Origin of the sequence: Pedobacter ginsengisoli (genome assembly GCF_002736205.1) — a bacterium.
Lineage (GTDB): Bacteria > Bacteroidota > Bacteroidia > Sphingobacteriales > Sphingobacteriaceae > Pedobacter > Pedobacter ginsengisoli_A.
In genome coordinates this window covers 403,088-416,009 of the sequence record NZ_CP024091.1, presented here as the reverse complement: position 1 = coordinate 416,009, position 12,922 = coordinate 403,088, and the positions used below count along the sequence as shown (strand labels likewise).

The window sequence follows — 12,922 nt, the reverse complement described above, 5'->3', positions numbered from 1 at the left end:
TTATAATAGCACACTATAAAATAAAAACACCAATGTTCCTGATCGACATGCGGATTTTATTTCTAAATCCGAGGAGAAAAGGAATATTGGTGTTTTTATTAAAAATGCCGAACCTATTTACTCAATTCCGCAAAATATTTATGGAACAAAGGCAATGTTTCAATTCCTTTATAGTAATTATAAATATCATACTTTTCATTTGGCGAGTGCAGCGCATCGCTATCCAAACCAAAACCAAAAAGCACAGATTTAATACCTAAAGCACTTTCAAACAAAGCAACAATAGGAATACTTCCGCCACCACGTGTAGGAATAGGCTTTTTACCAAAAGAATCAACAATAGCCTGCTCAGCAGCACGATAAGCTACACTATCAGTAGGTGTTACTACCGGCTCACCACCATGATGCGCAGTAACTTTAACTTTAACATAATCAGGTGCTATAGACTCAAAATGCTTAGTGAAAATCTCAGCAATTTCATCAGAACTTTGATTAGGCACTAAACGCATAGAAATTTTAGCATTAGCTTTTGAAGGAAGTACAGTTTTAGCACCCTCTCCTATATAGCCACCCCAAATTCCGTTTACCTCTAAAGTTGGTCTTGTTCCGGTACGTTCTAATGTCGAGTAACCCTTCTCTCCCCATTCAGCTGCAATATCCAGGTCTTCTTTATACTCTTTCAAATCAAATGGAGCAGCATTTAAAGCTGTTTTCTCTGCATCTGTAAGTTCAATTACTTTATCATAAAAAGCAGGTATGGTAATGTGATTGTTTTCGTCATGTAACGAAGCAATCATTTTACACAATATAGTAATTGGGTTTGCTACCGCACCACCATATACGCCGGAGTGCAAATCGCGATTCGGACCAACAACTTCAACCTCCATATAAGCCAAACCGCGCAAGCCTGTTTCAATTGACGGGTTTTCCATACTGATCATTGAAGTATCAGAAATCAATACCACATCAGCTTTTAAACGTTCTTTATTAGCATTTACAAAGATGCCAAGATTTGCAGAACCAACTTCTTCCTCGCCCTCTATCATGAATTTCACGTTACATGCAAGTGTGTTCGTTTTCATCATCAATTCAAAAGCCTTTACATGCATATAAAACTGGCCTTTATCATCACAAGCACCGCGAGCGTAGATTTTACCATCGCGTACAGTAGGTTCAAACGGAGGCGTTTTCCATAATTCCAACGGATCTGCAGGCTGCACATCATAGTGCCCGTAAATTAATACCGTAGGGAGACTTTCGTCAACAATTTTCTCTCCGTAAACGATTGGATAACCGGCAGTTTCACAGATTTCTACTTTATCGGCACCCGCGTCTTTAAGTTTTTGGGCAACATAATCAGCAGTTTTCAGTACATCTCCCTTGTATTTTGGATCAGCACTAACCGATGGGAAGCGCAACAATTCAAACAACTCATCTAAAAAGCGTTGCTTGTTTTCTTCAACATATTTTTTGATTTCTTGCATAACAAATTAGTTTTACGAATTAATGTTAAGTTAGTTTAAAGACACCTTTATGCTAGGATTTTCTACAATTTTCGACAGAAAATAGTCCTTAATTTGTGTTAGCAAAACTAATTAAATTATACCAGTTGATGGTATTCAGAATACGCTAATTTATACTTGGATTACTTATTTTAAATACTGCTAAAAAAAGAAAAGGGATAAATCCGAAGACTTACCCCTTTAAATTAACGCTCTCAAGATAAAGGTAATTATCTTGTTACAATTAAACAAGAACTATTTCAAAAAAACCTTTACATCAAGTAATAGCTAACACTATTGATATAATAATAGGAACAGAAATAATTCCTTAACTTCGTTTAATCTATCAAAAGCGCTATATGCAGGAATTCACTAATGAAACATTAGACACCAGTTCATTACCAAAGTACCAGGAAGTTCAGCTTAACTCCCTTAGCATGAAATACTGGAATGTAATATTGATAAATATCTTTCTCTTTTTACTATTTGCGGGTATTGGCATTGCAGCTCTTTTAATTTTTAGTGCCGACGCAAGATCTTACACATTAGCAATACTAAGTATTTATGGCGTAATTGCCCTTTTATTAGTTCTTTTATACAGAACCAGTCTTAAAAAAAGAGGATTTGCTGTTAGAGAAAAAGATATTCTTTACACCAGTGGGATCATTGCATTATCAACCACAATAGTTCCTTTTTCCAGAATACAGCATATTGCTTTAGACGAAGGCTTGTTTTCAAGAATATACGGTTTAGGCGAATTAAGAATTTTTACTGCCGGAGGGAGTTCAGGCAGTCTACATATCCCCGGAATTGAAATCGACAATGCAAAAAGCATTAAGGAATTGCTCATGAAACAAATAAATGAAGCAGATTAATGATAACGGCAGAAACCAATAAGGAATACGATTTTTCCACACCACGAAAACAATCGGCATCAGGCATCATTATCATGTTTGCCAATAGTTTTCAGCATATAGTAAGGGCTTTGGCACTTCCCCTTATCCTGATTATTGTTAAATCAAAAGACTCAGGCAACCTTGCACTTATCCTTATCGTTTTTTTATCCTTACTAACCATTGTTCTGGCACTATATGCTTATTTCAGCTACCAAAAATTCACTTTTTTTCTGGACGAGAAGAAACAGGAATTCATTATAAATAGTGGCATTTTCAGCAAAACCTCACTTACTATTCAACTCAATAAAATACAACAAGTTAATATAAATCAGAACCTATTGCAACAAGTAGTTGGCGTATACAGTCTGGAAATTGACACTGCCGGAAGCGAAAAGAAAGAAGCCAGCATTAAGGCCATAGACCACGCTACAGCAACTATTCTTAAACAAAAATTGCTGAGCCGAGACCTGGCAGAAAATGAGACTACCAATATCCAAGCCGACGATCAGCTTATAAAATCAGCTCCCCCATTACTTAAATTAAGCATCAATACATTACTCAAAATAGGCATAACTACCAATTACGGAGCTAGTTTATTGTTATTAACAGGTTTCATTTTTGGAGCTTTCCAATTATTTAAAGACTATACAGATGCGCTGGATATTGAAAGAGAACAATTTACAAAGATGTTTAGTCAGGGTATTACCATTTTCTCACTCTGCTTTTTGGTAGCATTTTCTTTAATCATCATTCTGGCAACCAACATTATCAGAACATTTATAAAATATTTCAACTTCAAGATCATTAAGCAAAAAGGGGCACTTGCAGTTAGTTCTGGCCTTTTTACACACAAAAACGTACTCTTAACTCCTAACAAAGTTCAGTTAAGCGCATACAGTCAGAACTATTTCCAGAAAAAATTCGATCTGCTGAACATAAAAATTAAACAAGCTTCATTTGATTCAGCAGATAAGGAAGACAATAAAAAATCAGATATAGAAATTCCTGGCTGTGATGAACACGAGCGTGATGAAGTTTTAAAGATGATTCTTAGTAATGTGCCGGCCAAAGGAGCCGAGCTTGCCCCAAACTATCGCTTCATCTTTCTGCAAACAATGATCTGGATTGTATTTCCAATATCAGTATTCGCACTGTTAAGTATCTATGCCCTACCCTTGTTAAAAAACTATTTACTTATGGTTATACCATATATAATAGTGGTAGGCACAATGCTGTATTTCGAATTTAAGCGCCACAGATTATATGTTGATGAGCAATTTATAATTAAAAGAAGTGGCATTTGGGATGTAGAACACGAGATTATTGAACCGCATAAAATTCAGGCAATAACGGCCAAGCAGTACTTTTGGCATAAAGCTGCAGATGTGGGTCATTTAATAATCCACACTGCAGCAGGTGTAATTCACTTTAAATATGGAAACTATACCCATATTAAAAGCCTTGTAAACTATTGGACTTATAAGATTGAGGTTTCCAAAAAAGATTGGATGTAATTAGTTATTATTCCTCTAAATTCAGTTCACACACTAATTGCGCTAAATCCCCCAGAAGAATTGCTTCATCACTTAATGGATCATCCCCAAAAGAATCTAAAAATGTATTAATTTTTGGCAATAGTGGATTAACGGTATTCATCAATTCTTCCTTCTTATTTTTTGACGTTTTCTCTAACAGCCTAGCTCTTTCAACATCATCAGAAATGCACCATTTATTTAGCAAAGGAACCAAAACACGTAATTCAGTTGGAATATTTTCCATGGAAATTGCTTACTATACTTGTCTTTTATTCTCAGGCAAATAATACCAGAAATAACAATTGCTACAATAACTATATAATTCAGATTATCATTCATTTTATCAATTTTAAATGAAGGTGCTTAAATTTTAGAATCTCCCAAAACAGGATATTGAGTTAATATATCTTTTACTTCATTAATTAGTAAATTAAGCGAAAAATTATCCGTACTAAGTGAGACGGTTAAGCTATTCCCAAACATATCTTTTGCAGTCACATCCCATAAAATGTTTCCCGTTGCCTCCATTTGTCCCTTAATATACAATCCCTCTTCCAGAGTTTTAAACTCGATAAGCTTAACTTGATCGTTACATAATTTTATTAGGTCTTCATGAAAACTTTTAAAATCAGTGCTTCTAAGATCTGTAGAAAAGTTAGCTTTAAATCCACAGCAATGAATATTAATCAAGGACTTTAACCAATTCCCATCCCAGTAATCATTACTTATACGATTTGTATTATCTTTAATTTCAATTGCAACATAATTACCATTCGATTTCAGTATCATATCATAAGCCATTTACTTTATATGAGCAACATCAAAAGAGAACCCTAATAGCTTTTCATCTACAACCATCCGTCTTAAAGACTGGGAACAAAGAAAGATTTCACTAGGCCTGATGACTCCCATTCTGGTTCCTGCAAGTTGCTTTGTAGTTGCAATGTCCAAATCAAAAATATCAATACAACGATCAACATACAGCTCAGAAATCAGGTTTCCTCCCAGCAAATGTCCTTTTGGACATTTGAATTGAACACGCTCAGTAATTTCGCGTCCAAGCTGATCAAACCAGCTTCTGTCTTCGTAGTCTGGCATATCGTTAAAAACATCCAATCCTACTTTAGTCGGTTTTGCTACTGAAAAAGCAGGTGTCAAAAATTTCATTTGATAAAAATCCGAGCGACCATCTTCGAAAAAGACAGGCTCAAAATTTGCCCCTTTAAAGTTCCTTTTCTTAAATAAATCAACAAATTTCTCTGAAAATACCATTTCACCTGCAATTGTAGATGCTACATCACTTTTAGGGATACTTTTTCTTTTCAAGACGAGAGGCCCTGTTTGCTCAGGATAGGCGCCACAAATTTCACATGCCACAGAATCGTTATAGATAGTTCCACATTCTTCACCAACTGGTTGAAATTGTTTTTTTGTAAAAAGGTGAAGTAAATCAGCGCTATCCAATTCTCTTTTGGTATAGCTTCTACTACAAAATCCTATTCCATAAAATAAATCATTCAATTTTTTCTTAAAATGCTCATTTAATCTGCCTATCTCTTGAAACAATGGATCTTCCTCTGTAATCTTTAATACCCATATAGCCCCATTGAACACAGCGCGGTTAGGCTGGGATAATAAATGATAATTGTCTTTAAAAATTCTAAATTCAAATAATTCTTTCATTTATGTTCTATGAAATGTAATTATAATATTTTGTTAGTTATTATGGGTGGCTTTACCAAAGATTCCTATCAACTCCATTTTTCTGAACCTTCTATTGAATGAATCGACAAATTTAGTAGTCAATACTTCAAATTCATCAATTCCAACAAGAAGATACCTAACTATAATGTTTTTTTTTTGAATTATTCCTACAGAATTTCTGAATACTCTTAGAATTTTTAATTCTAACCACCTATTTAACCCGGGCAATCTGAAAATCGAAGCCTGTCAATTTCTCATCTATAACCATTTCCCTAAACTCAGGAGAACAGAAATAAAGTGGTTCTGGCCGTAATAAATTCAATCTTACACCATAATATTGAATGCTCTCGAAGATATCATAATCCTTGAAGTTAACACGATCGTCAACATAGGGTTCAGAAATTAGATTCCCGCCAATTAGGTGCCCCAATGGGCATTTATAATAAACATAGTCTTGACGAGGATTATCACCTAAGGATGAGCGTTTTTCATATTCAGGCATTGCGTTAAATACATTTCGTCCTACAACTGTTGAACTAGTAATGTTTAATTTTTCTGATGTGGGGATAAGTTGATGAAATTTTGAGATTATTTTATTAAAATACACAGGCTTAAAGATTGCGCCCCGCATTTTTTTTTCTTTAAACAACCTCACAAACTTTTCGGAGACAATTACCTCTCCACCGAATGTGCGGGAAATATCTTTTTGAGGAATCTTACCCTTTGCTAAAAAAAGAGGTGATATTTGTCTACCTCCAGATCCACATATATCACAAGCAACCGAATCGTCGTACTCAGTACCACACTGTTCTCCCGTTGGTCCAAATTGCTTTATCGGCCAAAAATGAAAAAGTTTCGAATCCTTGAGTTCCTGATCAGAATAAGCTCTCTTTATAGTAGTATAGGAAAACATGATACCTTTAAGATTACTACTTACGTACTCATCAACCTTACGTAATTCCTCAAAAACAGGGTCTTGTCGAGTGGTTTTAATTATATAGACGGCACCATTAAACAATGCTTTATTAGGCTTCGACAACAAATCGTAATACCTTTCATAGACCCTAAATTCGAATATTTCTTTCATCTGCCTATTTGTTTATAAACCTTCTGCATTAAAATCTACAAATACAACTTCCGGATGAGGCTGTTATGCATCGTTCAAAATTATCAAGATTCCCATTATCAAATATGATTATGACTTTCATTACTATAACTGTCCAATACTTTTGTTGACAAATGGAATATAAAGACGACATTTTTTACCTAGGGTTGAAGTCTACAGAACAACGGATAACTATTCTAGTATTTCTACTACCCTTCCTTCTCCTAAAAATTTAGAGCCTTCGCCAAAGAAAAATACTTTTCCAACACCAAAGTCATCACCGAGATACTTCCTGTTTAAAAATAATATTTCAACATTTCCTTCCTCCCCAGGATGAAATTCTTTTCGGTCTATCAGTTTAATCCTGCCTGAAGTTTTCATTTCATCTATAAAATTGAATAAAGGCCTATACCCAGTAAAGAATGGTGTATGACGACCACTTTTATAAAGTTTTATTTGTGCATTTACCTTAACCATGGACTAAGATTTAAAGGTTTAACTTTTAGCAAATGTAATTGATTGGCAGGAATTGAAATAGCTCTCATTCCATCAGCTCCAAATTTAGTAGCCTCTTTCATAACACTGGCCAGAACATTTGCTTTAATAACTGTATTAGGTATTTTATCTAGACCAAAGTTATACTTTCCGTACTGAGCAGCTTCCTCAATTGTTGGTGCAAATAATTTACCTGATGTTCAGCAATATCATTAAGCTCATCCTGAGATACAGCTCGATAAATTGAACACGCTATACAAAGAAGAGTAAAATTGAAAAAGAGAACCATTAATAAGCTAAGTCAAATTAGCTTATCAAAAAAGTTGTTTTATTGTAAGCAGTTTGACAAGTTGATTGCGGAACGAAAAACCGGAAATCTGGAGGAACTTGCAAAAAAATCGACATCACAACTTCGCTTGCTGCCGACATCATAGATCATATGACCCGTGAATTGAACTGCCCCATTGAGTATAGTGATGAATACCAATCTTATTACTATCAGAATAAAGGTAAGCTTATCCTTGGTTTTTTGCCTGAGTAAATTGAAATAAATTTCGTTAAAACACTTATTTCTAAAAAAATAAATAAAAAAATTTCTTTGATTCCAGCCAACTGACCGCATTTTTGAGCCTTTTTAACAGGGGGGTCCGGGACCCCCTGGGACTGCCATAATATTTCTTTTATGTTTTACTTTGAATCTGAAATGATTTGGATTGTTATAAGCGTTGTACTGACGCCTGATTTGGTCTGGTTCAACTAGCTTAAATAAACGACTTTCAGACGACTATTTAACGACTTTGAAACGACTCTGAACGACCCTTATCATCTTAACCGCTTTTTAGGGTGATCTAAAAGGAGCCAAAAAAGCGTAGTTGTAATAGAGCACAATAAGATAATTAACTAAATATTTAACACTTAAAATTAAAAAACAATGGCAAAAATGAAAAAAGGGATCTTAGGCGCAATATCTGGTAAGATAGGCCCTGTAATTGGAGGAATATGGAAAGGTATTCCTTATTTACGTCAACTTCCAAAGAAAAAAACCAAGAAAACAAAGAGCCCTGCTCAAATAGAAAGCAGGCAAAAGTTAAGGTTCATGAATGAACTGCTGGTACCTTTCCACCCTTATGTTTCAATCGGCTTTATGCATCATGCAGAGCATAGAACAGAGATTAGTGCAGCTTTTTCTGAGAATTATCATAAGGCCGTTATTGGTTCATATCCAAATTACATGGTAGCTTACCATGAATTTGTAATCAGCAAAGGCAATTTACCGATGGTTGAAGATGTAACAATGGAGCTGCAGGCTCCCGACGTTTTAAAGCTTAACTGGTCTAAGAACGACATTAAAAATACATCTTTTGATGATCAGGTTATGCTGGTAATTTATTGCCCTGAACTGCATAAAACAGATGGTTTTTCTGGAGGTGTAAAGCGCACCGAGAAACAGTGTACTTTTAAATTTAACCCTGGAATGGCAGGCAAAAGGCTTGAAGTTTATGTAAGTATTAGTTCTTTAAACAGGAAGAAAATAGGAAACAGCAAGTACCTGGGAAGTATCCAGTAAAATAATTAAACTACATTTATGCTAATTGATTTATCAGAAAGCGTAAATGTAGTTTATGCTTTGTAACAATATATACCTCAGCTGCTCAATATTTGATAACTTCGTAATCATGTCTAATCTATATATTATAGCAGGATGCAATGGTGCAGGTAAAACCACTGCTAGTTATACCATATTGCCAGAAATACTGAACTGTAAAGAATTCGTGAATGCTGATATAATATAGCAGCTGGTATTTCACCTTTCAATCCGGAGGGAGTGGCTTTTGAAGCAGGTAGAATAATGTTAGGACGCATCCAGGAATTAATGAATGAAGGTGCTGATTTTGCGTTTGAAACCACATTATCAACAAGAAGTTACATTACAATGGTTAAGAAAGCACAAGAAAAGGGCTATGAAGTAAGCTTGCTTTATTTTTGGTTAAGCTCCCCCTCAGATGGCAATACAACGGGTAGCAAAACGCGTAAGTAATGGAGGACATAATATACCCGAAGATGTAATTAAAAGAAGATATTACCGTGGAATTAAAAACCTATTAAAATTGTATATGCCAATTTGTAATGAGTGGACTTTGGTTGATAATATGGATTTAATGCCTGAAGTTATTGCTAAAAGCGACAGCTTTGGAAAAACAGTTTTTAATAACGATATTTGGGATAGAATAATAAAGCAAGGCCATGAAAAATATTGATCATATAATTCAGGACTCTACATTCACTGAAAAGGTAATGATAGGACTTAACAAGGCGCTTCGTAAACTTGCTGAATCTTCAGCGGCCAACAACGAAAACTTGATAGTTGGCGATAAAGATGGAAATGTTAAATCTGTTCCCGCCAAGGAGCTGTTGAAAACACTGTCTAAGTAAAATTCGAATTGGAAACAGTACCAGATACTTTTTGAAACAACTCCTAAAAAATGTAGCTTTGTAACCTAAAAAGATTATATCTTAAGTATTATACCCTCAAAGCAGAACAGGAACGGATTTTGGATTATTTAGCAGGTTTAAACCCCCAACAACGCGCAGCAGTAGAAAACACACAAGGCCCGGCAATGATTGTTGCAGGTGCTGGCTCCGGTAAAACGCGTGTAATTACATATAGAGTAGCCCATCTGATTCAAAAAGGTGTGGATCCATTTAATATTCTTGTACTTACCTTTACCAATAAGGCATCTAAAGACATGCGCGAGAGGATTATGAAAGTAGTTGGTCCGGAAGCTAAAAACATCTGGATGGGTACTTTTCACTCTGTGTTCTCTAAAATATTAAGGGTTGAAGCTGAAAAAATTGGTTATCCGTCGAACTTTACAATTTATGATACTGACGACAGCAAAAGTCTGATCAGATCTATATTGAAAGAGTTGCAGCTTGACGACAAATTGTACAACGCCAACTTTGTTTACAACAGAATCTCATCTGCTAAAAACAACCTGGTTTCTTATTCTGAGTATCTTCAGAGTCCTGAAATTCAGGCCGAAGACATTAGCAATAAACGCCCTTTAATGGGTTCCATTTACGAAACATATACCAAACGGTGCTTTAAAGCCGGGGCAATGGATTTTGATGATTTACTTTTCAAAACCAATGTTTTGCTTAAAAACCATCCGGATGTATTAAATAAATACCAGCAGAAATTTAAATACCTGATGGTTGATGAGTACCAGGATACCAACTTTTCGCAATATACGATTGTAAAAAAACTGGCTGCTGCGTACCAAAACATATGTGTTGTGGGTGATGATGCACAAAGTATTTATGCTTTTAGGGGTGCAAATATCCAGAACATATTAAACTTTGAGCGCGATTATCCTGATTTGCAGGTGTATAAATTAGAGCAGAACTACCGCTCTACCCAAAACATTGTTGAAGTTGCAAACAGCATCATTGCAAATAACAAAAACCAGCTTGAAAAGAACGTTTTCTCTGATAATGAGGCTGGCGACAGGATTAAAGTTCAACGTGCGTTTACAGACAATGAGGAAGGTAAATTAGTTGCCGAAGCCATTGTTCAGGACCGTAGTTCGAATGGACTTAAATTTAACGATTTTGCCATTTTATATAGAACAAATGCCCAATCAAGGGCTATGGAGGAGGCTTTAAGAAAACTTAATATTCCTTATAAAATATACGGAGGCCTCTCCTTCTATCAGCGTAAAGAGATAAAAGATTTAATTGCTTACTTCCGCTTAACCTTTAATCCGAGTGATGAGGAGGCTATAAAAAGGGTAATCAATTACCCTCGCCGTGGACTTGGAGATACTACCGTTGAAAAGATCATAGTTGCTGCCGATAAGCATGACATCACCATGTGGCAGGTAATATGCAATCCGCAACAATATATAGAAGGAAGGATAGCAAATCAGTTGAATGATTTTGCAATGCTGATACAAAGCTTTGCTGCAGAGTCTAAAAAACTGGATGCTTACGAAACCGCACTCTATATTGCACAACACTCTGGCATATTAAAAGAATTACATACCGACGATAGTATTGAAGGCCGTAGCCGATACGAAAACATTCAGGAGTTACTAAATGGTATAAAAGAATTTGCTGAACGTGAGGATATTGAGGACAGGAGTCTTGCAATTTTTATGCAGGATATTGCTTTATTAACCAACGACGACAGACAGGATGAAAAAGATAAAGATACGGTTTCGTTAATGACCATCCACTCTGCAAAAGGACTGGAGTTTAAAAACGTATTCGTTGTTGGCTTGGAAGAGAACCTTTTCCCATCACAAATGAGTCTGAACTCGCGTACTGATCTGGAGGAAGAACGTCGCTTATTTTATGTGGCTATAACAAGGGCCGAGAAAAAGCTGACTTTAACATATGCTACTTCAAGATACCGCTGGGGAACTTTAACAAACTGTGAACCAAGCAGGTTCATTAATGAAATTAATGCCCGTTATTTAGAAATTGAGGTTGTAAAACCTGCCAAAAGCAATTTAGGACAGGATAGTTTTGATAACGAACGCAGAAGCTGGACACAGCAAAGGGATAGCTTTAGCAAACCAAAACCTGCGATGACAAGTTCGTCGGGCACTGCAACAGGAACAAGCTCTCCTGCTGCCCGTCCAAAAACCACTTCATTGCTTCCAAAGGCTCACGTACCAACTCCTGGTTTTGCTCCGGATGCTGCTAATTTGTTCCAAAATGGCATGGAAGTAGAGCATGAGAAGTTTGGTTTTGGTAAAATTGTTAATTTAGAAGGCACTTTACCTGATGTAAAAGCTACTGTATTTTTTCAGGGACTGGGTAATAAGCAGTTATTATTAAAATTTGCTAAATTGCGAATTGTTAAATAAGATATATATTTGCTATATCTGCATTAACTTAAGCAGGATCATAACGCTTATAAATAATCACTAACTAGAATTATATAAAAAATAGAAATTTAGCCGTTATTCCTGAACGACTACTTCATAGAAATAAATTAAATGAATTTCGACTATAATACCACAAGAAACGAATTAATTCTGGCCGAATATGGCCGTAATGTACAGAACATGGTTAAGTACATTATAGAATTACCCGATCGTGAAGAACGTAATAAATATGCTCAGGCGGTAATTGACCTAATGGGATTCTTAAATCCTCATTTACGGGATGTTGCCGATTTTAAACATAAACTTTGGGACCATTTACATATTATATCAGGTTATAAGATAGATGTAGATAGCCCTTACCCTAAGCCTACCCCTGAAGCGGCTTTAATAAAACCTAATCATATTGGGTATCCTCAGCAAAAAATAAAATACAAACATTACGGCAAAACCGTTGAAGTAATGATTGAAAAAGCTAAAGCTGTTGATGAACCGGAACGCAGAGCTGCAATGGTACAAGGTATAGCAAATTTCATGAAAATGGCTTACGTTACCTGGAATAAAGATAGCGTAGCTGATGAAACAATCTTCAAAAATTTACGTGAACTATCTGGCGGTCAGCTTCAATTAGACGACAATATTAACTTAAATAAGGTTGAATTTAAACCTGTTGTAAGCAGACCTTCTAATAACAACAACCGAAATAGAAATAACAAAGGCCGACAAAATAACAACAACCGTCAGCAACGTAATAATAATCCTAAACAAAGACATTAATCCTTACCGATTTTAA

At 35.5% G+C, this 12,922-nt stretch carries 14 protein-coding genes; 8 read left to right on the top strand and 6 right to left on the bottom strand.

What is annotated here, in order from left to right:
* Positions 1-113: 113 nt before the first annotated feature.
* The gene (locus CPT03_RS01615; RefSeq protein WP_099437204.1) at positions 114-1,484 is read right to left on the bottom strand and encodes a dipeptidase; all 1,371 of its coding nucleotides are present in this window, start codon (positions 1,482-1,484) and stop codon (positions 114-116) included.
* Between the two features lie 377 nt (positions 1,485-1,861).
* On the opposite strand from CPT03_RS01615, the gene CPT03_RS01610 reads away from it, so the two are divergent.
* Both CPT03_RS01610 and CPT03_RS01605 read left to right on the top strand, forming a co-directional pair.
* Positions 1,862-2,377, top strand: coding sequence for a PH domain-containing protein (locus CPT03_RS01610; protein WP_099437203.1), 516 nt, complete (start codon positions 1,862-1,864; stop codon positions 2,375-2,377).
* Positions 2,377-3,912, top strand: a complete 1,536-nt coding sequence (locus tag CPT03_RS01605; protein ID WP_099437202.1) for a PH domain-containing protein — start codon at positions 2,377-2,379, stop codon at positions 3,910-3,912. Before CPT03_RS01610 ends, CPT03_RS01605 begins: the two co-directional genes overlap by 1 nt.
* 7 nt (positions 3,913-3,919) lie before the next feature.
* On the opposite strand, the gene CPT03_RS01600 is transcribed toward CPT03_RS01605, so the two are convergent.
* From CPT03_RS01600 to CPT03_RS01580, 5 genes are all read right to left on the bottom strand, one after another.
* Positions 3,920-4,177 carry a hypothetical protein gene (locus CPT03_RS01600; protein WP_099437201.1) on the bottom strand — a complete coding sequence of 86 codons (258 nt, stop codon included), beginning with the start codon at positions 4,175-4,177 and terminating at the stop codon, positions 3,920-3,922.
* Between the two features lie 119 nt (positions 4,178-4,296).
* The gene (locus CPT03_RS01595) at positions 4,297-4,722 is read right to left on the bottom strand and encodes a hypothetical protein (protein ID WP_157766315.1); all 426 of its coding nucleotides are present in this window, start codon (positions 4,720-4,722) and stop codon (positions 4,297-4,299) included.
* A 12-nt stretch (positions 4,723-4,734) separates the two neighbouring features.
* Positions 4,735-5,616 carry a hypothetical protein gene (locus CPT03_RS01590; RefSeq protein WP_099437199.1) on the bottom strand — a complete coding sequence of 294 codons (882 nt, stop codon included), beginning with the start codon at positions 5,614-5,616 and terminating at the stop codon, positions 4,735-4,737.
* Positions 5,617-5,848: 232 nt separating this feature from the next.
* Positions 5,849-6,724, bottom strand: coding sequence for a hypothetical protein (locus CPT03_RS01585; protein WP_099437198.1), 876 nt, complete (start codon positions 6,722-6,724; stop codon positions 5,849-5,851).
* A gap of 210 nt (positions 6,725-6,934) precedes the next feature.
* Entirely contained in the window at positions 6,935-7,219 is a 285-nt protein-coding gene (locus CPT03_RS01580) for a hypothetical protein (RefSeq protein WP_099437197.1), read from the bottom strand.
* A 958-nt stretch (positions 7,220-8,177) separates the two neighbouring features.
* Here CPT03_RS01580 and CPT03_RS01575 point away from each other — a divergent pair.
* From CPT03_RS01575 to CPT03_RS01555, 6 genes are all read left to right on the top strand, one after another.
* Positions 8,178-8,804 (top strand): DUF6266 family protein, encoded by a 627-nt coding sequence (locus CPT03_RS01575; RefSeq protein ID WP_157766314.1) that lies wholly within the window; start codon positions 8,178-8,180, stop codon positions 8,802-8,804.
* Positions 8,805-9,086: 282 nt separating this feature from the next.
* Positions 9,087-9,275, top strand: a complete 189-nt coding sequence (locus CPT03_RS23025; protein WP_245869945.1) for a hypothetical protein — start codon at positions 9,087-9,089, stop codon at positions 9,273-9,275.
* Complete coding sequence (locus CPT03_RS23020; protein ID WP_245869944.1) at positions 9,241-9,495, top strand: hypothetical protein; 255 nt, start codon at positions 9,241-9,243, stop codon at positions 9,493-9,495. The genes CPT03_RS23025 and CPT03_RS23020 overlap by 35 nt, the downstream gene beginning before the upstream one ends.
* Positions 9,482-9,670, top strand: coding sequence for a hypothetical protein (locus tag CPT03_RS01565; protein ID WP_099437195.1), 189 nt, complete (start codon positions 9,482-9,484; stop codon positions 9,668-9,670). The genes CPT03_RS23020 and CPT03_RS01565 overlap by 14 nt, the downstream gene beginning before the upstream one ends.
* Before the next feature lie 119 nt (positions 9,671-9,789).
* A complete protein-coding gene (locus CPT03_RS01560; protein ID WP_099437194.1) occupies positions 9,790-12,111 on the top strand; it encodes an ATP-dependent helicase in 2,322 nt (773 codons plus the stop codon).
* A gap of 132 nt (positions 12,112-12,243) precedes the next feature.
* Entirely contained in the window at positions 12,244-12,906 is a 663-nt protein-coding gene (locus CPT03_RS01555; protein ID WP_099437193.1) for a DUF4290 domain-containing protein, read from the top strand.
* The last annotated feature ends 16 nt before the right edge of the window (positions 12,907-12,922 follow it).

Excerpts from the sequence above, each read along its gene's own strand:
- CPT03_RS01605 (WP_099437202.1), top strand. The coding sequence starts at position 2,377 with ATGATAACGGCAGAAACCAATAAGGAATACGATTTTTCCACACCACGA.
- CPT03_RS23020 (WP_245869944.1), top strand. The coding sequence starts at position 9,241 with ATGGCAATACAACGGGTAGCAAAACGCGTAAGTAATGGAGGACATAAT.
- CPT03_RS01565 (WP_099437195.1), top strand. The coding sequence starts at position 9,482 with ATGAAAAATATTGATCATATAATTCAGGACTCTACATTCACTGAAAAG.
- CPT03_RS01575 (WP_157766314.1), top strand. The coding sequence starts at position 8,178 with ATGAAAAAAGGGATCTTAGGCGCAATATCTGGTAAGATAGGCCCTGTA.
- CPT03_RS01585 (WP_099437198.1), bottom strand. The coding sequence starts at position 6,724 with ATGAAAGAAATATTCGAATTTAGGGTCTATGAAAGGTATTACGATTTG.
- CPT03_RS01610 (WP_099437203.1), top strand. The coding sequence starts at position 1,862 with ATGCAGGAATTCACTAATGAAACATTAGACACCAGTTCATTACCAAAG.
- CPT03_RS01555 (WP_099437193.1), top strand. The coding sequence starts at position 12,244 with ATGAATTTCGACTATAATACCACAAGAAACGAATTAATTCTGGCCGAA.
- CPT03_RS23025 (WP_245869945.1), top strand. The coding sequence starts at position 9,087 with ATGTTAGGACGCATCCAGGAATTAATGAATGAAGGTGCTGATTTTGCG.
- CPT03_RS01580 (WP_099437197.1), bottom strand. The coding sequence starts at position 7,219 with ATGGTTAAGGTAAATGCACAAATAAAACTTTATAAAAGTGGTCGTCAT.
- CPT03_RS01600 (WP_099437201.1), bottom strand. The coding sequence starts at position 4,177 with ATGGAAAATATTCCAACTGAATTACGTGTTTTGGTTCCTTTGCTAAAT.
- CPT03_RS01595 (WP_157766315.1), bottom strand. The coding sequence starts at position 4,722 with ATGATACTGAAATCGAATGGTAATTATGTTGCAATTGAAATTAAAGAT.
- CPT03_RS01590 (WP_099437199.1), bottom strand. The coding sequence starts at position 5,616 with ATGAAAGAATTATTTGAATTTAGAATTTTTAAAGACAATTATCATTTA.
- CPT03_RS01615 (WP_099437204.1), bottom strand. The coding sequence starts at position 1,484 with ATGCAAGAAATCAAAAAATATGTTGAAGAAAACAAGCAACGCTTTTTA.